Annotated in this window: 14 protein-coding genes; 5 read left to right on the top strand and 9 right to left on the bottom strand. The window is 65.6% G+C overall.

The features are described from left to right. Positions 1 to 311 precede the first annotated feature (311 nt). From FAZ95_RS29875 to FAZ95_RS29850, 6 genes are all read right to left on the bottom strand, one after another. Entirely contained in the window at positions 312 to 2,591 is a 2,280-nt protein-coding gene (locus FAZ95_RS29875) for an amylo-alpha-1,6-glucosidase (protein ID WP_137336043.1), read from the bottom strand. 273 nt (positions 2,592 to 2,864) lie between these two features. Beyond that, positions 2,865 to 3,647 carry an alpha/beta fold hydrolase gene (locus FAZ95_RS29870; RefSeq protein WP_137337670.1) on the bottom strand — a complete coding sequence of 261 codons (783 nt, stop codon included), beginning with the start codon at positions 3,645 to 3,647 and terminating at the stop codon, positions 2,865 to 2,867. 158 nt (positions 3,648 to 3,805) lie between these two features. Next, positions 3,806 to 4,672, bottom strand: a complete 867-nt coding sequence (locus FAZ95_RS29865) for an MOSC domain-containing protein (RefSeq protein WP_137336042.1) — start codon at positions 4,670 to 4,672, stop codon at positions 3,806 to 3,808. Between the two features lie 77 nt (positions 4,673 to 4,749). Beyond that, positions 4,750 to 5,790, bottom strand: a complete 1,041-nt coding sequence (locus tag FAZ95_RS29860) for a rod shape-determining protein (RefSeq protein ID WP_137336041.1) — start codon at positions 5,788 to 5,790, stop codon at positions 4,750 to 4,752. 195 nt (positions 5,791 to 5,985) lie between these two features. Continuing rightward, positions 5,986 to 6,693, bottom strand: coding sequence for an alpha/beta hydrolase (locus tag FAZ95_RS29855; RefSeq protein ID WP_137336040.1), 708 nt, complete (start codon positions 6,691 to 6,693; stop codon positions 5,986 to 5,988). 216 nt (positions 6,694 to 6,909) lie between these two features. Continuing rightward, positions 6,910 to 7,320 (bottom strand): GNAT family N-acetyltransferase, encoded by a 411-nt coding sequence (locus FAZ95_RS29850; protein ID WP_254700342.1) that lies wholly within the window; start codon positions 7,318 to 7,320, stop codon positions 6,910 to 6,912. 360 nt (positions 7,321 to 7,680) lie between these two features. Between FAZ95_RS29850 and FAZ95_RS29845 the strand changes: the two genes are divergently transcribed. From FAZ95_RS29845 to FAZ95_RS29830, 4 genes are all read left to right on the top strand, one after another. Beyond that, positions 7,681 to 8,346 carry a GntR family transcriptional regulator gene (locus FAZ95_RS29845; RefSeq protein ID WP_137336039.1) on the top strand — a complete coding sequence of 222 codons (666 nt, stop codon included), beginning with the start codon at positions 7,681 to 7,683 and terminating at the stop codon, positions 8,344 to 8,346. Continuing rightward, on the top strand, positions 8,330 to 9,589 hold the full coding sequence (locus tag FAZ95_RS29840; protein WP_254700341.1) for a dicarboxylate/amino acid:cation symporter: 1,260 nt from the start codon (positions 8,330 to 8,332) through the stop codon (positions 9,587 to 9,589). Before FAZ95_RS29845 ends, FAZ95_RS29840 begins: the two co-directional genes overlap by 17 nt. A gap of 83 nt (positions 9,590 to 9,672) precedes the next feature. Further along, positions 9,673 to 9,966 carry a hypothetical protein gene (locus FAZ95_RS29835; RefSeq protein ID WP_137336038.1) on the top strand — a complete coding sequence of 98 codons (294 nt, stop codon included), beginning with the start codon at positions 9,673 to 9,675 and terminating at the stop codon, positions 9,964 to 9,966. 276 nt (positions 9,967 to 10,242) lie between these two features. Continuing rightward, positions 10,243 to 11,838: a DHA2 family efflux MFS transporter permease subunit gene (locus tag FAZ95_RS29830; protein ID WP_137336037.1), complete on the top strand. Its 1,596-nt coding sequence runs from the start codon at positions 10,243 to 10,245 to the stop codon at positions 11,836 to 11,838. A 54-nt stretch (positions 11,839 to 11,892) separates the two neighbouring features. Here FAZ95_RS29830 and FAZ95_RS29825 read toward each other — a convergent pair whose 3' ends face one another. Next, on the bottom strand, positions 11,893 to 12,648 hold the full coding sequence (locus FAZ95_RS29825) for a DeoR/GlpR family DNA-binding transcription regulator (protein WP_137336036.1): 756 nt from the start codon (positions 12,646 to 12,648) through the stop codon (positions 11,893 to 11,895). A gap of 220 nt (positions 12,649 to 12,868) precedes the next feature. On the opposite strand from FAZ95_RS29825, the gene FAZ95_RS29820 reads away from it, so the two are divergent. Beyond that, complete coding sequence (locus FAZ95_RS29820) at positions 12,869 to 14,428, top strand: ABC1 kinase family protein (RefSeq protein WP_137336035.1); 1,560 nt, start codon at positions 12,869 to 12,871, stop codon at positions 14,426 to 14,428. Positions 14,429 to 14,435: 7 nt separating this feature from the next. Here the strand turns inward: FAZ95_RS29820 and FAZ95_RS29815 are convergent, their stop codons facing one another. Together FAZ95_RS29815 and FAZ95_RS29810 are read right to left on the bottom strand one after the other, a co-directional pair. Then, positions 14,436 to 15,332, bottom strand: a complete 897-nt coding sequence (locus FAZ95_RS29815) for a transglutaminase family protein (protein ID WP_137336034.1) — start codon at positions 15,330 to 15,332, stop codon at positions 14,436 to 14,438. Continuing rightward, on the bottom strand, positions 15,329 to 17,908 hold the full coding sequence (locus FAZ95_RS29810; RefSeq protein ID WP_137336033.1) for a circularly permuted type 2 ATP-grasp protein: 2,580 nt from the start codon (positions 17,906 to 17,908) through the stop codon (positions 15,329 to 15,331). Before FAZ95_RS29810 ends, FAZ95_RS29815 begins: the two co-directional genes overlap by 4 nt. Positions 17,909 to 17,953: the final 45 nt, after the last annotated feature.

Raw genomic sequence — 17,953 nt, 5'->3', positions numbered from 1 at the left:
ATCCGGAATTTTGCATGTCGCGAGATCCTCGATTCTCCTGCGGCGCGCAGCACGCGGGTTACCACGCTACCCGCATTCAGGAAGTGCAAGACTCCAGCACGCTAACGCGAAAACCCGTTCACCGGCAGAGGATCAGCTTCGGTTGAATTGATCATAAGCGCTGTTTAAACAGGCCAGCGAGAGAAAATGAGATAACTGCCGGGGTACCGCCGAGATTCGCTGACCATTCTGAAGCTAGCCAAGCAGTCCTGATGAACGGCTGAAGCGGTGATCACAGGCTGACGGTCGAACGTCGACCGTCAGCCTGCCGCCTACAGCAACGCCACCACCCGCACGTCGCCCTGCTCCGCAGACGCCACGACCTTGCCGCCGACCCGGCTGAACATGATCGACACCGTCTTGTCGCCGACGCGCAAATCGCCGACCTCGAGCCAATCGATGCCCTCGGGCAACGCCGGCTGTTCGATCCGCACTTCGTGACGCTCGGCGTCGATCGACATGCCGAGACACGCCTCGAGCATCATGAACGGCGAGCCTGCGGCCCATGCTTGCGGCAGGCACGCGACAGGATAGGCCGTGGGCGGCTCGCCGCGCCGGCGCGGGAACCCGCAGAAGAGCTCGGGCAAGCGCATGTCGAAATTGACCGCTGCCTGAAAGAGCGCCTGCAACAGCCGCACCGCCGCGCCTTTGTCGCCATAGCGCGCGAGGCCGCGTGCGCACAACGCGTTGTCGTGCGGCCAGACCGAGCCGTTGTGATACGCCATCGGGTTGAAGCGCGTCTGATTCGCCGCGAGCGTGCGCACGCCCCAGCCGGTGTGGAAGATCGTCGATTCCAGATGACGCGCGACCGATTCGCCGCGCTCGCGCCCCGGCAGTCCGAACGCGAGCAGGTGCCCTGCGTTCGATGCCATCACGCGGCACAGGTCACCCTTGCCGTCGAGCGCGATGCCATAGAACCCTTCCTCGGGCATCCAGTACTTTTCCTCGACGCGTTCGCGGAACGCGGTCGCGCGCGCTTTGTAGCGCACCGCATCGGCGGGATGGCCGCGCAGCGTCGCGAAATGCGACATCGTGTCGAACGCGGCGCACGCGTAAGCCTGGACTTCGACGAGCGCGATCGGCCCTTCCGGGAAGCGACCGTCCGCGTGAAAGACGGAATCGTGGCTGTCCTTCCAGCCCTGGTTCGCGAGGCCGCCGTCGGAGGCGCGCTGGTAGTCGAGCAGACCGAAACGGTTCTTGTCGCATACGCCCGCGACCCACCTCGTCGCGCGCTCGAGCGCGGGCCACAATTCGTCGATCAGTGCCATATCGCCCGTGCGCGCCGCATAGGCGCCCGCGAGCACGACGAAGAGCGGCGTCGAATCGACACCGCCGTAATAGAGTGCGAACGGCACCTCGCCCGTGGCCGCCATTTCGCTCTTGCGCATCTCGTGCATGATCTTGCCGACCGACGCATCGCGGAACGCCGAGTCCTCATGCGCCTGGTGCTCGGCGAGAAAGCGCAGCACGCCGCGTGCGAGCAGCGGCTGCAGCCACAGCGTCTGCAGCGAGGTGATGATGGCGTCGCGTCCGAACGGCGTCGAGAACCACGGGATGCCGGCGTAGGGGTACGGCCCGGTCGAGAGATCGGTCGTCAGCAAACCGAGGTCCGCGAACGAACGGTCGAGCCAGGCATTGAACAGCGGATTGCTCGATCTCACACGCGCCGTCGCGCGGCGGCGCTCGCGCATCGCCAAGTGCGCATCGACGAGCGCGGCCCGCACCGCGGCGCGGCCCACGCGCGGTCGGACGGCATCGATCTGAGTCAAATGCGCGGGGCTTGCGCTGTGCGGCGGCTTGGCCACGTCCGCGCCTGAAGCGGCGCCCTGCTGCGCGCGCGCCTGCACCGCCACCGACAAATACACCGACACGCACGCCTGCGCCGGCAGTTGCACCGAATAGTCGGCGCGGTCCGAAAGAAGCTTGTCGGGCTCCGGCGAAAACGCGATGCGCACGTCGCGCTCCACGCGATCGAGCCCCACGTAGCCGAGCAGCACTTCACCGTTCTCGATGCGCGCCGGCTCGACAGCGCCCTTTTTCTCGCGCTTCAGGCCGCGGACTTCGAACATGTCCTTGAAGTCGCTCGCAAACGAAACGGAAAGCGGCACGACCGCATCGGTCATGCCATAGTTGGTGAGCGTAATCGCTTCGTAAAGAACGGTGCCGCTCAACACGCGCAGCCGCTCGACGTGGATCACGCCTTCGGGTGTCACCGCGCCGCCGAGCGGCGGCAGCGGGCGATTGGTCAGGTGCGCGGTAAATGCGGTGTTGTCGCTGCTGACGTTGCCCGACAGGAGCGACGGCGCGCGGCCGCCGAACGTCAGGCGCAATTGGGACAGCACGCGGGTGTCGTTGACGAACAGGCCGTCGTCGTGGCCGATGATGTCGCCGAGCGGATCGTTGACGACGAAGGTGTCGCCCGATTTCAGTACGTACTGGCTTGCGCTTGCAATGTTGGGGTTTTCGGTCGGGATGAATGCGCCGTCCGGTTCATGCTCGTGCTCGGGCGGCTCGCCTGGGCTAATTCCGCCGAGTGATTCTGGGTCCAGCATCGTCTTGCCTCCGTGCAATAGCGGTGTCGACCAGAATTAGCGCTTTAGCTGTCGGCTGGAGTTAGTGCTTCAGCACTTACTCCAGCCCCATGCAGAGCTCTTACTCTGGTCCCATGCTGTGGTTGTCTGGAGTTAGCGCTTCAGCACTTACTCCAGGCCCACACGCGCGACGTCGTTCCGATTGTAGAGAGGTATGCGCAAACCGGAAGTTCAACGAGGCGATGCGTTGCGCTCGCGTCACGGCGGTGACGTTACACGCATCCGTCACTTCATTCACGCCACGCTGCGAATGAATTCGTCGACGAAGCGGTTGAATGCCGACGGATGCGCGAGATTCATTCCGTGCGATGCGCCGCGCACGGTTTGCCGGCGTGCGTCCGCGAGCCACGCTTCCAGCGCGGCGACCGTGCGCTTGAACATCAGCGGGCTCTTTTCGCCGTCGATCAGCAGCACCGGGCAGCGCACCTCGGCGGCATCTTCCGCGAGGTAGGCAGGCAGCGGATCCAGGAACTGACGCGGCAGCGTGCCCGCGTTGTCCGTCGCCATCGTGCGGAACGCCGTCGTGCTCTTTTCCCAGAAGCCCGGGCGGCTCACGGAATCGACGAACAGTTGCAGCCCCGCGTCGATCTCACCGCTCTCGATCAGCTGCGCGGCGCGGGCGCGCAGCGCGTTCACGGTTTCGGGCATTTGCGCTTGCGGCCGCCCTGGAATCTGCAGCGGACCGCCTGGGTCGGCGAGCGTCAGCGTGCGGACGTGCTGCGCGTGACGGCGCGCGAAGTGATACGCGACGCAACCGCCGCGCGAATGTCCGACCACGTGAGCCGGTCCTTCATTCAATCGCGTGAGGAAGTCGGCCAGCTCGTCCGCGTGGCGGCTCCAGCTGAACGGGACGTCGGCCGCTATGCGCGCGAGCGGCCAATAGTGCGTGAGGCTCACGCTCACGCAGCGGTAGCGCGCCGACAGCCCATCGAGCTGCGGCTGCCAGTAGCGGTAATCGCAGAGGGAGCCGTGCACGAACAGCAGCAGCGGACCCTCGCCGCGTGCGACATACGGCATTCGCAAGCCGCTTGCCAATTCGATTTCGCGCAACGACAGGTCGACGGCATCCGTGAAGCGGGACACGTGCGGCGCTGCCGCGCGCGAATCGGGCTCGTCGGGTAAATCCATTTTTCGCGGGGACGTAGAGGTTCGATTAAAGCAAAGCGGTGAGCGTGCTAGTCGCCGAAGCCCAGCTCCGCGTCGAGGCTTTGCCCGACCGCGAGGTGCGCGCCGGCGCCGGCGATCACGATCGCGTTCTGGCCGAACGTCAGCGCGCCGTCGAGCCGGCTGTTCGCGCGATAGGCGCTCATCGTGTCGGTGGGCTCGTTCGGCCATTGCGGATCGGGCGCGCCGGTCGCCTGATCGATGGTCGGCATCGGGCAGCGCGCGCACGGCTTCACCACGCGCAACTCGATTGCGTCGCCGCCTTCGCAGCGCAACGTCTCGACGTAGTCCTCTTCGTACGCCTCCAGCCCCGTCACGACGATGTTGGGACGAAAGCGGTTCATCGGAATCGCGGTCGCGCCTTTGCGCGTGAGCCGCTCGTTCAAGTCGTCGAGCGATGCCTGACTGATCACGAGCAGCGGGTAGCCGTCGGCGAAGCGGGTCGGCACGTCGATGTCGCCGGTCCACGTGCGGATCGCAAGGCGCAGCGCCGACGGATCGAAACGCACGAGCCGCACCGGCGTGCCGAGAAACGCCGAAAACCAGCGGGCCGTATCGGGCCCCGTATCGAACGCGGCGACCGTATCGCGCCAGACCGTTGCTTTGACGACCGGAGCCCCTTGCAAATCGTCAGCCGAGAGCGGCGTGCGCAATGCATCCATGCCTGGCGCCGAAACGATGAGCTCGGATGCGCCGATCTCGACCTTGACGAGCGCGAGCCGCGGAAACGTACGCTGCGTGATGAATCGGCCTGCCGCGTCGACGAGCATCCAGTTGCGGTCGTATTCGAGGCCATACGGCAGCAGACGGACGGTATCGAACGCGATTCCGGCGCAAGACTTGATCGGATAGACGATGAGTTGGCTGATGGCTGGCATGGGGCGATGCGGGAGATCGGGAGAGCAACGGCTGAGAGCCGCGATGGTAGCACCGCTTCGCCGGAAAACGCAGCCGCTTACTCGAACGCGCCCATATCGACCCGTTCTGCCGCGGCGCCGGCCCCGCGCACGGCGCAGGTCAGCGGCTCGTCCGCGACGCGCACCTCCAACCCCGTCTCCGCGACGAGCCGCCGGTCGAGATTCGCGAGCAGCGCCCCGCCGCCGGCCAGGACGATGCCGGTGTCGGCGATATCGGTCACGAGCTCGGGTGGCGCATTTTCGAGCGCCGCCTTCACCGCGCCGATCACTTGCTTGAGCGGCACGGCGAGCGCATCAGCGACGTCGTGATTGGACAATTCGATCGTGCGCGGCAAGCCATCCTCGAGACTGCGCCCGGTCGCCCGCATCGTTTCTTGCGGAACGTCGTAGGTGGCCGTGCCGATGGTTTTCTTCACGTACTCCGCCGTCTGGTCGCCGAGCACGACGCCATACAGGTTGCGCACGTGGTTGATGATCGCCGAGTCGAATTGATCACCGCCGACGCGAACCGAGCCCTTGTAGACCACGCCCCCAAGCGCGATCACACCGACCTCGGTCGTGCCGCCGCCGACGGCGACGACCATCGAACCGCGTGCCTGTCCGACCGGCAGCCCTGCGCCGACCGCGGCGGCAAGCGATTCGCTGATGAGGTTGACCTTCGACGCGCCCGCCGCCATTGCCGCTTCGCGGATCGCGCGGCGCTCGACGTCGGTCGCATTCGACGGCACGCAAACCGTGAACTCGGCGCGCCGCACGAAGAGCGAGCGCAGCTGCGCCATGTCGACGAATTCGCGGAACATCTGCTCGGCTGCGGGGAAATTGGCGATCACGCCGTGCTGCATCGGCCGCACGGCTTCGAGGTTGAGGGGCGAGCGCCCGAGCAATTGCTTGGCCTGCGTGCCCACCGCCGCGATGCGCGCGTATCCGGGCCCCGGCATGCCGTGCTTCTGGAAGCACACCACGGAAGGCTCATTCAGCACGATGCCCTTGTCGCGCATGTAAATGAGCGTGTTTGCCGTGCCGAGGTCGACCGCGACGCTTTGCTGGAACAATCGTCCAAAGAATGGTGTGTGCGACATCGTAGCCTCTGAAGTAACTCGCTCGCCAGCGGCCTGATTGTTGTTGCGTCGTGCAGGCTACCCGCCGCCGCGGGCCGAAGGGTCTACATCCACCCTGCCGATAAGCGAATTACGGCATCCCTCGCCATAACTTTAGGCCAGGGAAAACCCAATGTTCAGAACAATTGGTGAACGCTAGCGATTTTCTCGCGCACGTCAGAGCGTTTTATGGGCGCCGATGGCGGTTTTGCTGCGCAAGTGGGCAAGCACGCGCGGGCGCTCGACGAGCGCGCGCACCAGCGCGTCGCGTCCGAGCAGCGCGCCGTCACTGGAGATCGTGTGGCCGACGGAAGGCAGCGCATACGCCTCGACCGCGCAGCCGGCGTCGCTGAACGCGTGCGCGGCGCGCTCGAGTTCGAGCACGGGGATGACGTCGTCGTCGGTGCCGTGCACGAGCGTGATGGACGCACGGCACCGCTGCCCGACCGGCGACGCGAGCCGGCCCGAATAGGCGACCACGGCCGCCGCGCCGGCGGAATTCGTCGCTACGTGATGCAGCGCCATGATCGAACCTTGCGAAAAGCCGACGATCGCAAGGCAATCGAAATCCAGCTCGTAGCGCGCGAGTTCGCCGCTCAGCATGCGATGCAGCGCCGGATACGCATTGGCGACGCGCAACGGACGGCGCAACTCGTCGATCTCGCGCCGGCTGAACCATTGACGGCCGCCCGCGCCGCCGTCGAACGCCTCGCTGCCGTCGAGCGATGCGAAGGCCGTGTCGGGCAAGGCCTGGCACCAGGAGTCGGCGAGCGGCAGGAGGTCGAGCGCGCTGCCGCCTACACCGTGCAGCAGCACGACGAGCGACTGCGCCGGGCCCTCGAGCGGAGCGCGGCGCCAGCCGTGTTCGAATCGGTTCCAGTCCATTGGAATCTCCCGGGCAGCCCCTTCGGGGGTAGACAAGCCACCCCGCAGACGGCGGGATGTTGCGCACAGCCGGGAGCATACGCCGGGTTGGCGATTCGTGTGTGTGACCGGTATGTGACGGCCGTATTTGACAGCCGTATTTGACAGCCGTATTTGACAGCCGTATTTGACAGCCGTATTTGAAAGCCGCATTTGACAGCGGTCGGAGGCAGCGTCTCAGCCGGTTTTCGATACGGCCTCGACCGGCAGAACGTAGTGCATTTCGTGGAAAAGCACGTCGCCGCGCGACGGCAGTTGAAATGGCGGCGCGGAAGAGGCGAATCCCAGCGTCTCGTAGAAACCGCGCGCGGACTCTCTCGCCGTACACCAAGCGAGCCGCCCGCCCTCATTCTGCGCGTGGTCGAGACACAGCTTGACCAGGAGCCGGCCCAAACCATAGCCCCGCAACCTCGCTTCGACGGCAACCCCGCGCAGTCGCCACTCATCGTGCCTCTCGGAGCCGGGCAGCGATTCCTGGCATATGGTTGCGACCGCAACGATCCTCTCGTTGCGGTAGACCGCCAGATGCAAGGTCGAGTCGTTTTCGTCGTGGCGGAAGCGGCACGATTCGGCCTTGCCGTCCAGCAAGACTTCGCTTCGCAGCGGAAACACCTGCTCCGCGGAAACGGAGCAGACAGAGAAAAGCATGTGATGGTCGGACATGAGTCGGAGCTATCCCCGTGGCAATGGATCGACGGATTCTGTATTCGACTGCTTTTGTTCTCATCGCGTGCCGAGGTCGAACCGTTCGGGCCTGTTCCCGCTAATAGCGGGCCCGAAGCGTGCACGCTACCCAGTCTTTGTTCGCTACGCAACACTCAAAGCATCCCGAGGCCGATGTTCGGCCTGATACCTCATAAATCTGACAGGTGTGCAACTCAACACGACTGAGTATTCTCGGACTCGTCTTAATTTCAGTTTGGTTATTTAAGAATCTTGAGATCTCAGATGCTCGTGAATGATCAATCCGACACGCAGGCGGCCTATGTCCAGATCCGCTCTCGCATCCTCGATGGCCGCCTTGCGCCGGGCCGTCCGGTTTCGCCGCGGAACATGGCCGACGAGCTGATGCTCGGCCACACGCCCGTGCGTTCCGCGATACAGCGGCTGGTGGTCGAAGGATTGGTCGAAGTCGTCCCGCGGAAAGGGACCTATGTCGCCGCCCCGACGTTCGACGACCTGCGCGAAATCTTCGAAGTCCGGCTTGCGCTGGAAAGCACGGCCGCCTACCTCGCCGCGGTCAACGGGGCGACCTCAGGACTGACCCAGGCCGCCGAGCAACTACAGCAGCTGATCGACGACGACTCGGCCGACGTGATGGTCGAACAGCGGATCGGCTGGGTGTTCCATCAGGAAATGTTCGCGGCCTCAAAAAACGAGCGTTTGTATACCACATACAGAATGCTGCGCGTGCAGACCGGGCTCGCGCTCAACGAGCTGCAGCGCAGCGATGTGGGGACGGTCCGCCGGGGCACGCTGGAGCACCTCGAGATTTACGCGGCGATCCGCGCCAAGGACCCCGAAGCGGCACGGCGGCACATGTGGAACCACATCATCGACGGCACCGACGCACGAATCAAAATCATCCGAGGCGAACATGAATCAACCGCGTAAACGCATCTCCATGCCCGTGCAAATGCTCGCCGGGCTCGTACTGGGCGTTCTGTTCGGCATCTTCGCGCCGTCGGCCGGCACCAAGCTCGCGTTTCTTGCCACGATGTTCGGACACGCGATCAAGATGGTCGTCATGCCGCTGATCCTGCTCTCGGTGACGGTCGGCGTGTTCCGGCTCGGCGTGCAACGCAGCCGTCTCGGCAAGACCGTCCTGTTCAGCATCGCCTTCTTCGTGCTGATGACGCTCATTGCCAGCGCGCTCGGCCTCGGCTTGAACATGTTCTTCCGGCCGGGTCTCAACGCGGCCATGACGCAAACGGCCGCGATGCCGAAGAACCTCGCGGGCAGCATCGACTGGACCAACTTCCTCGTCGACATGGTGCCGACCAACATCGTCGGCGCGCTGGCATCCGGCAACGCGCTGCCCGTGCTCGTGTTCGGCGTGCTGCTCGGCTCGGCGTTGTCCACGATCGAAGAGCGCGCGGCGCCGTTCATCGCGGTGGTCGAGTCGCTGCTCGGCGCCCTCTTCAAGATGACCGAGTGGATCATCGCGCTCTCGCCGCTCGCGATCTTCGCGGGGCTCGCGTCGATGCTCGGCGCCAAGGGGCTGACCGCGATCCTGCCGTTGCTCAAGCTGCTCGGCGTCGCGTATCTCGGGATGGCGATCCTGGCGCTGCTGCTCACGCTGATCGTCAAGTCGATCGGCCTGTCGCCGGCCGCGGTGATCAAGCGCGTCAGCGAACCGCTGATTCTCGCGTTCACGACGCGGTCCTCGGAAATCACGTTCCCCGTTCACCTGAAACGGCTGACCGAGATGGGCGTGCCGAAATCCGTTGCGTCGACAATCCTGCCGCTGTCGTACATCTTCAACCGCGACGGCGCGGTGCTCTATACCGCGCTGGCGGTCGGCTACCTCGCGGACGCGTATCACCTGACCTGGAGCTGGCCGCTGCTCTTCACGATCGCCATCCTCACGATCATCACGATCGACGGCGCCGCCAACGTGCCGTCCGGTGCGATCGTGGCGATCACCGTCATCCTGTCGGCCATCGGTTTGCCTGCCGAAGCCGTCGTGCTGATTCTCGGCATCGACGCCTTCTTCGACATGGGCCGCACCGCGCTGAACGTCTACGCAAGCACCGTCGCCACGGCGGTCGCGATGCGGATGTCCGGCGAGCCCTACCCCGAACTCGCGCAGGACGAACTTCTCGACAATCTGGGGGCCATCGGAAGCGACGCGTGAGCCGCCCCCGCGACGCACGCGCCGAATGCCGGAAGCCCGGCCCCCCTTTTGTCCAGCCCATCTATTGAGCGGAGCAAGCGATCATGGGAAATGCCGCCTATCCCAGCGACTACACGCTGGTCGAAACCGCCGAGTTCGCGCTCGGGTTGAAGGACTTCGAAGCCGTTGCCGATACGCTGGAGCTGCTCGCGTCGCTAATGAGCGACACGCAGGTCATGCTCGAGGACGAGCACCTGCGGCGCGTGCCCTCGGCGCTGCATGCGCTGGGCGACTACCTGAACATCCGCAGCAAGCATCTGCGCTCGATCGGCTCCTCGAACGACGCGGCCCTGTCGAATTTCAACTTCGCACGCGCGAGCGTGCAGGAAAGCGCTTAGTGTCCCTTTACGTTCCCTTAGTGTCCCTTTCGCACTAACGGGCAATCGTTTGCGGGTTGCCGGACGCGTGCCCGCCTCAGCGCGGCTGTCATAGCGCCGGCACCGCCTCGAACCGGCCACAGCGGGTTCCTGCTCCCGTCCTCATCCGCCACGCCTTCGGCCGTCAGCAAGCGTTGCGGAAAGCGCGTATTCTCAGTGGCTTCGCTGCATGCAGCATGCGGTATCTGGCATACCGCATGCCACCTATCGCGCGCATCGCCCGCTCCCCATTGCGAAATGGAGAATCGATTGAGCAGCCCTGCCTCCGCCTCATCCGCCGCGCCCGCAGCCCCCGCCGCGCCGCCACCGCCGCTCGAGGGCGCCCAGCTCGCGCTCGCCACCTTTGCCGTCGCGCTCGCGACGTTCATGAACGTGCTCGATACGTCGATCGCCAACGTCGCGATTCCGACCATCTCCGGCGATCTGGGCGTATCGGTCGACGAAGGCACCTGGGTCATCACCGTGTTCGCCGCGGCCAATGCCGTTGCGATTCCGCTGACCGGCTGGCTCACGCAGCGCATCGGCCAGGTGAAGCTCTTCGTCGGCGCGATCCTGATGTTCGTGCTGTCGTCGTGGATGTGCGGCGTCGCGCCGAACCTGCCGTTTCTGCTCGCGTCGCGCGTGCTGCAAGGTGCGGTCGCCGGGCCGCTGATCCCGCTCTCGCAGGCGATCCTGCTCGGCTCGTATCCGAAGGAAAAATCGTCAGTCGCGCTCTCGCTTTGGGCGATGACCGCCACCGTCGGCCCGATTGCGGGCCCCGCGCTCGGCGGTTGGATCACCGATAGCTACAGCTGGTCGTGGATCTTCTATATCAACATTCCGGTCGGCATCTTCGCGGCCTTCACGACCTGGGCCATCTACCGCAAGCGCGAGAGCCCGACCAAGCAGCCGCCGATCGACGTCGTCGGCCTCGGGCTGCTGATCGCGTGGGTCGCGTCGCTGCAGATCATGCTCGACAAAGGCAAGGATCTCGACTGGTTCTCGTCGCCATTCATCGTCGGGCTCGGCATCACGGCGCTCATCTGCTTTGCGTTCTTTCTCGTGTGGGAGCTGACCGAGGAGCATCCGATCGTCGATCTGCGGCTCTTCTCGCAGCGCAATTTCATGGGCGGCACGATCGCGATCTCGGTGGCCTACGGCGTGTTCTTCGGCAATCTGGTGCTGCTGCCGCAGTGGATGCAGGAGTATCTGAACTATCGCTCGGTCGACGCCGGGCTCGTCACCGCGCCGCTCGGCGTGTTCGCCGTGATCCTCGCGCCGGTGATGGGACGCGTGCTGCCGCGCTCCGACGCCCGCATCATCGCGACGCTCGCGTTCATCGGCTTTGCCATCGTGTTCTGGATGCGCTCGAACTACGTGATCGAGATCGACACCTGGCACCTGGTGCTGCCCACCCTGCTGCAAGGCATTCCGATGGCGCTCTTCTTCGTGCCGCTGACGGCGATCATCCTCGCCGGACAGCCTCCGCACAAGGTGCCCGCGGCGGCGGGTCTATCGAACTTCGTACGGGTGTTCTGCGGGGCAGTGGGAACGTCGATTGCCAGCAACGAGTGGAACAACCGCACGATCCTGCATCACGCGCGGCTGACCGAGCAGGCGACGGCCACCAATCCGGTGTTCGCTCAGCAAATGAGCTCGACGCAATCGCTCTTGAACGTGAACGACCAGACCGCCCACGCGCTGTTCGATTTCACGGTGAACACGCAAGCGGCGATGATGGGCCTCAACGATATTTTCTACATCTCGGCGATCATCTTCCTCGTGATCATCCCGCTGATCTGGATAACGCGGCCCGGCAAAGGCGGCGGCGGGGATGCGAGCGGCGCGCATTGATGATGGATTGCGACGGCTACATCATGCATGGGCCGATGCGCCGCTCAAGCCGCGTCACGCGATCAGCAGCTCCGGTCCGCGCGCCGCCAGCGCCTTGCGCAGCGCGCGATCGGGCGCGAGTTCCGTTACGAGATAGCGGACGTTTTCGAAGCCGTTGATCCGCACGGGCGTCACGCGGCCGAACTTCGAATGATCGGCGACGACCACCGCGACGCTCGCCGACGCGATCATGCGGCTGCGCACTTCCGCGGCCATCCGCGTGTAGTCCGTCAAATAAGCCTCGGCCGAGACGCCGCCTGCGCCGACGAACGCGAAATCGACGTGGTACTGAGCCAGCTGCTGCACCGTGTCGAGCCCGAAGGTCGCGTCCTCGTCGTCCGACAGCTCGCCGCCGAGCAGCGTCACGCGGTTGCCGTTGCGGCGCGCGAGCACTTGCGCGATGCGCCAGTCGTTCGTGTAGACCGTGAGCTGATGGCGATCGGCGAGCGCGCGCGCCACTCCGTGCGTCGTCGTGCCCGAATCGATGATCAGCGCGGCGCCGTCCGGCACCAGCTCGGCCGCACGCGCGCCGATTGCACGCTTGGCCGCGGCGTTGGCGGCTTCGCGCGCTTCGAGGCTCGGCTCGCGGCGGTCCGCGGCAAGCGCGCCGCCGTGCGTCGTCATGATGAGGCCGCGCTCGGCGAGTGCGTTGAGATCTCGCCGGATCGTCTCGCGCGAAACGTTGAGCGCCTGGACAAGTTCAGCCACCGACAGCGCGCCGGTCTTCGTCAATTGCGACAGGATGTATTGGTGTCGTTGTTCTGCGAGCATCGCGAATGGCGGCCTGAAAGCACCTGAAACGGCGCGTAAAGTCGAATGTAAGCGCGCGTATTGTATTACGTGCGCACGTTTTAGCCTGTAGGACAATCCTTACATCCACAGCGGACGCAATTGACTTCTGGCCCGAAAACCAAGCGACGCTCCCCATTGCCGTGCATCCCTGCTAACCTAAGCGACCTGCCCGCCCTGCTTGCCTCACCCCGCCCCGTTCATGAGGACTTTGTTTCGTCGGCTGTCGCTGCTCTTTTGCATCCTGCGTTATGGTGCGCGCCTTCTTTGGCTTGCGGCGCCGCAGGACCACAAGCTTCATTGGTTCGCGACCCTCGTCAAAGGCATGCACGAGGCCGGCGGCGCTCGCTCGAGCCTGCATCGCGCGCTGCCGCAATTGGGCCCGCTTGCGAGCGCGTTCGCGGAAAGCCTCGGCGAGCATCCCGAACTCGCCACGCACACGCTGCACGACGCAATCGACGCCGTCAGCCGTCTCGAAGCGCCGTTGTCTCCCGAGCAATCCGAGCATGCGTTGAAGGGCGCGTTCGGCCGGCCGCTCGCGGACCTGTTCGCCGAAATCAACCTGGTCCCTGTGCAAAGCGGCTTTGCCGAACAGATCCACGTCGCGCGGCTGGCGGTACCCGAGAGCGGCCATAAGGACGTGGTGATCAAACTGTTGCGCATGCAACAAGTTCAGCAGATCGGCGACGAGGCCGCGCTGCTCTGCTGGGCCGCGCGTTTGATCGAGAAGTTTTCGCCGGCCGCGCGCAAACTGAAGGTGCACGCGCTCGCCGAATCGTTCGCGGCCGACATCCTGCGCCGCTTCGACCCCCGTGCCGAAGCGGCCAATCTCTCGCAATCGGGCCGTCATTTCGAAGGCGATGCGCGGCTCGTCGTGCCGGACGTCATCTGGGACCTCGTCACACCGAGCACGCTCGTCACACAGCGCATCGATACGCTCGCCGCCACCGATATCGACGGCCTGCATGCGCATCATGTGAACGTCGCGCGGCTCGCGGCGCATATCGTCGAAGTCATCGCGCAGCAAGCGTTCGAGCACGGCTTCTTTCACGCGGCGCTCGACGCGCGGCGCGTGCGCGTGAGTATCGAGCCCGCTACGCTCGGCCGCCTCGTGCTGGTGGATTTTTCGATCATGTCGAGCCTGTCGGCGCCCGAGCGCGAGTTTTTCGTGCATGGCGCGACTGCGCTATTCGAGCAGGACTACGCACGCATCGCCGACATGCATCGCGACGCCGGCCACGTGCCGCACACCACACGCACCGAAGTGCTCGAGGCGGAGCTGCGCAGGCGCAGCGAGGCGCACTTCGCCGCGGATGTGCAAGAACGCTCGGCAAGCGGCCTCTTGCAGCACCTGTTGGGCGCGGCGCATGCGTTCGACGGCGAGGTGTCGCCACGGCTCGTCGCGGCGCAATATTCGCTTGCGCAAGCCGAAGCGCTCGCACGCACGCTGCATCCGGGCGTCGATACGTGGCGCATCGCAAAAGAGGTGCTCGGCGAGATCGCGCGCAAGGACCTCGATCACCGCGGCTGGATCAAGCGCCTGTCGCAAGAGCTGCCGCATCTCGCGCACATCGTGCCGCGGCTGCCGCAGCTCGTGATGCGGCGGCTGCAACAGCATCACGATCGGCATCGTTCGTCATTCGATACGGTTGCGTGGGCGCATGAATTACAGCGCGAATACCGGCGCACGCGCGTGCTGGTATGGGCATGTGTGGTGTGCGGGGGGTTGCTTGGCGCCGGGGCGGTTTGGCTGACGCACTAGCGCCCGGTCACGCTCCAAGCGCCAGCACGCTCACCGCCACTTCCACCTGATGCTGCCCGCCGCCGAGAATCATCCCGCGCAATAGCGATACGTCGCTGTAGTCGCGCCCCGTCGCGAGCGTCACGTGATCGAGATCGGCGAGCACGTCGTTGGTCGGATCGAGATCGACCCAGCCGCTCTCCGGGCAAAACACCGATACCCACGCATGCGATGCATCCGCGCCGATCAGCTTCGGCTGCCCCGGTGCGGGATCGTTGCGCAGATAGCCGCTCACGTAGCGCGCCGGAAGCCCAAGCGAACGGAGGCATCCGATCATCACTTGCGCAAAATCCTGGCACACGCCGCGGCGCAGCTCGAACGCGCGCGAGGCCGGCGTATCGAATGCCGTCGCCGACGGCTGGTATTCAAAATCCGCGTGAATGCGGTGCATCAGGTCGATCGCGCCGGCCACCACCGGTGTGCCCGGCGCGAAGCTCGGCAGCGCGTATGCGCGCCACTCGGCGCGCGGCAGGATATTCGGCGACGCGAAGCAGAACTCCGACTCCGGATGAAACGCCGCGCCCGCGCGATAGCGCAGCCGTTCGGCGACCTGCTCCCACGCAGGTGTCTTCTCCGCGTCGAGCGAGGCCCAGCGCGGCAACAGATGCACCATGGTTTCGCTCGTCATATGCAGGCTGTCGTGCGGCGCGTCGAGCGAAAAGTACAGGACATCGTTGCCGAATGCGTCGACGCGGCTCGTCTGGTACGACGGCTTCGGCTCGATCTTCTCCTCGTGCAACATCACGTGCTGCCACGCGCAGGACAACGGACGGATCGTCGCGAGATGCTGCGCAGTCTCGACGAAGGTGGAGTAGCGGTAAGTCGTGCGGTGCGAGACCGACAGCACGGTACGGGCGGCCGTCATGGCGACACCTGCGCGACAAACGTGTTCGCGTGGCTGAAGTAGCGCGCGCTGATCTCGTTGGACGCCGCCGCGACATACATGCCGAGCTGATCGCATACGTCGCAGAGCTCGGGGTAGGCGCCGTCCGCATCGGTCGCGCACAGGCGTTCGAGCGTCGGCAGCGTGTCGACGCTCGGCATCAATTCGGCGAACGGCAGCCGCCAGGTGCTGCCCGCCGCTTCCGCGATCTCGTCGAGCTTCTTGCACAGCCGCGCGTAGACGCCATAGAGCCCGCGCGGATTGGTTGTATCCACAACCAATAGATCGAGCAGCGCGGGCACCTCGAAGCGGCCGGGATAGAGCGATCGATACGTGAGCGTGCTGTCGAACATCTGCAGCAGCAGATCGAAACTTTCCGGGCGCGCGAGCCGTCCGTGCGTGGCGACGACGCGCAGGAGCGTCGACATCGCCCACACGCGTTCGATATGCCGCCCTGCGAAGAGCAGGCGCCACGCTTCGTCGCGGGTCATGCGGTCGCCCTGCGCGCCGCTGATCGCCGAGAGCTGCGTTGCGAGATGTTCGAGCGCATCCGTCAATGCGACGCGATCGTAGCGCGCACCGTTGCCCGTCTGCGTGAAGCGCGCGAGCGCATCGCGAAAGTTGTTGCGCGACGCGAGGATCGTGCGCCAGTGGTCGGTCGACAGCCTCGCGCGCACTTCGCCGCCCGCGCGCGCCTGGCTTGCGAGGTTGTAGCCGATGCCGGACGCACTCGCGTGTTCGCTGAGGCCCGCGATGAGCGCGCGCTCGAACGCGCTCGGCGTGAGCTTTTCAGGCGCGTCGTCGTTCGGCAGCAGGCCGAAGCGTGTCGCGAGATCGGTCAGCGTGGCAAGCGTCGATTCGTCGTCGGTGCTTTCGAGCGAACCGAGGATCAAGCGGCACAGGCGCACGCTGTTTTCCGCGCGCTCGCCGTAACGGCCCGACCAGAAGAGGTTCTCCGCGGCGCGGCTCGACACGATCCGATGATGCTTGCGCGCGAGATCGCCGGGCGCCATCGGCGATGGCAAGAGGGTGAACGTCGAACTGGGCTGGCTCGACAGCACCCAGGTATCGACGCTGCTCCCGCCGAACTGCATCGACGCGCTCGCCTGCCGCGCGGCGGCCAAGCGCGTGAAACCGCCGGGCATCACGTGCCAGCCGCCGATGGAATCGGCGATCGCGTAGGCGCGCAACACGGCGGGCCGTCCCGCGAGCGTGCCCTCCTCGTAGCGCGGCGTATAGGAATACGGCAGCGGCGCTTGGATCGTGTAGACATCGGGCGAACGCTCGATGCGCTCGCGCCAAGCCGCGAGCCGCTGCCGCCCCTGCGCCATGCCGGGCGGGCCGCCGGGCTGCGGCGCGGGCCAAGTCGGCAGCAGAAACGCTTCGTCGAGCTGGGCGAACGCGGCCTCGCGCGCGGCGTCCTCGCCGCACCACCAGGTCGCGACGCTCGGCAGCGCGAGCGGCTCGTTCAAGAACGCCTGCGCGATGGCCGGCATGAAGCCGTGCAGCGCCGCGGATTCGGCAAAGCCGGCGCCGGGCACGTTCGACACCATTACGTTGCCCGCGCGCATCACTTGCAGGAGACCGGGCACGCCGATCGTCGAATCGGCACGCAATTCAACCGGATCGCAGAACGTATCGTCGAGTCGCCGCAGCACGGCGTGCACGCGCTCGAGCCCGGTGAAGGTCTTGAGATACAGCATGTCGTCACGCACCGTCAGGTCCTTGCCTTCGACGAGCGTGATGCCGAGATAGCGCGCGAGGAAGGCATGCTCGAAGTAGGTCTCGCTGAACGGGCCGGGCGTGAGCAGCACGATGTGCGGCGAATCGCCCGGGTCGCCGCCGCGCATCGTCGTGCGGGCTGCGTCCGCGAGCGTCGCCATCAGTTGCGAGTACGTCGCGGCGAGCCGGCTCACGTGCATCGCACGAAACGGCTCCGCAAACAGGCTCGAAACGATCAGCCGGTTTTCTAGCGCGTAACCGAGGCCCGATGGCGCCTCCGTGCGATGGGACATCACCGTCCACTGGCCGTCGGGCGCGCGCACGAGCTCGACCGCGACGATCTGCAAATAGCGTCCGCCCGGCGGCGTGAAGCCCTTCACCGCGCGCAGATAGCCCGCGTGCCCGAACACCAGCGCAGGCGGCAACAGGCCATGCGACAGCAGCGTCTGCGGGCCGTAGATGTCGGCGACGATCGCGTTGAGCAAATGCGCGCGCTGCGCGACGCCGCGCTCGATCACGGCCCACTCGGCGTCGTCGATCAGGTACGGCAGCAGATCGAGCGACCACGGACGCGGCTCGCCCTTGTCGACATAAACGTTGTAGCTAATGTCGTTGTCGCGCACCTGCTGCGCGACCGACGCGCGCGCCTGATCGAGCCCGGCCACGCCTTCGTCGCCGAGCAGCTCGAAGAAATGCCGCCACGGCTCGCGCAACAGGCCCGACGCGTCGCGCAGCTCGTCCCAATGCCCGTCGCGCACCGGCAAGGCACGAAGACGCGCCACGGCGTCCGCATGGAGCGTCGTGGCGTCGAAGGGCAAGGTCGGTTGAAAAGACAAGGTCGTATCGGTTCTAGTCGTTCAAAAGCACGGCGGCCCGCTTCG

The sequence above is a fragment of the Trinickia violacea genome (assembly GCF_005280735.1).
Classification (GTDB): Bacteria; Pseudomonadota; Gammaproteobacteria; order Burkholderiales; family Burkholderiaceae; genus Trinickia_A; species Trinickia_A violacea.
Note: the sequence above shows the minus strand (reverse complement) of the source record. Positions and strands in the feature narration are given on the sequence as shown.

Bases quoted from the DNA above. Each gene is read 5' to 3' on its own strand.
- FAZ95_RS29875 (WP_137336043.1), bottom strand. From the start codon at position 2,591: ATGCTGGACCCAGAATCACTCGGCGGAATTAGCCCAGGCGAGCCGCCC.
- FAZ95_RS29870 (WP_137337670.1), bottom strand. From the start codon at position 3,647: ATGCCGTATGTCGCACGCGGCGAGGGTCCGCTGCTGCTGTTCGTGCAC.
- FAZ95_RS29865 (WP_137336042.1), bottom strand. From the start codon at position 4,672: ATGCCAGCCATCAGCCAACTCATCGTCTATCCGATCAAGTCTTGCGCC.
- FAZ95_RS29860 (WP_137336041.1), bottom strand. From the start codon at position 5,790: ATGTCGCACACACCATTCTTTGGACGATTGTTCCAGCAAAGCGTCGCG.
- FAZ95_RS29855 (WP_137336040.1), bottom strand. From the start codon at position 6,693: ATGGACTGGAACCGATTCGAACACGGCTGGCGCCGCGCTCCGCTCGAG.
- FAZ95_RS29845 (WP_137336039.1), top strand. From the start codon at position 7,681: ATGCTCGTGAATGATCAATCCGACACGCAGGCGGCCTATGTCCAGATC.
- FAZ95_RS29840 (WP_254700341.1), top strand. From the start codon at position 8,330: ATGAATCAACCGCGTAAACGCATCTCCATGCCCGTGCAAATGCTCGCC.
- FAZ95_RS29835 (WP_137336038.1), top strand. From the start codon at position 9,673: ATGGGAAATGCCGCCTATCCCAGCGACTACACGCTGGTCGAAACCGCC.
- FAZ95_RS29830 (WP_137336037.1), top strand. From the start codon at position 10,243: ATGGAGAATCGATTGAGCAGCCCTGCCTCCGCCTCATCCGCCGCGCCC.
- FAZ95_RS29825 (WP_137336036.1), bottom strand. From the start codon at position 12,648: ATGCTCGCAGAACAACGACACCAATACATCCTGTCGCAATTGACGAAG.
- FAZ95_RS29820 (WP_137336035.1), top strand. From the start codon at position 12,869: ATGAGGACTTTGTTTCGTCGGCTGTCGCTGCTCTTTTGCATCCTGCGT.
- FAZ95_RS29815 (WP_137336034.1), bottom strand. From the start codon at position 15,332: ATGACGGCCGCCCGTACCGTGCTGTCGGTCTCGCACCGCACGACTTAC.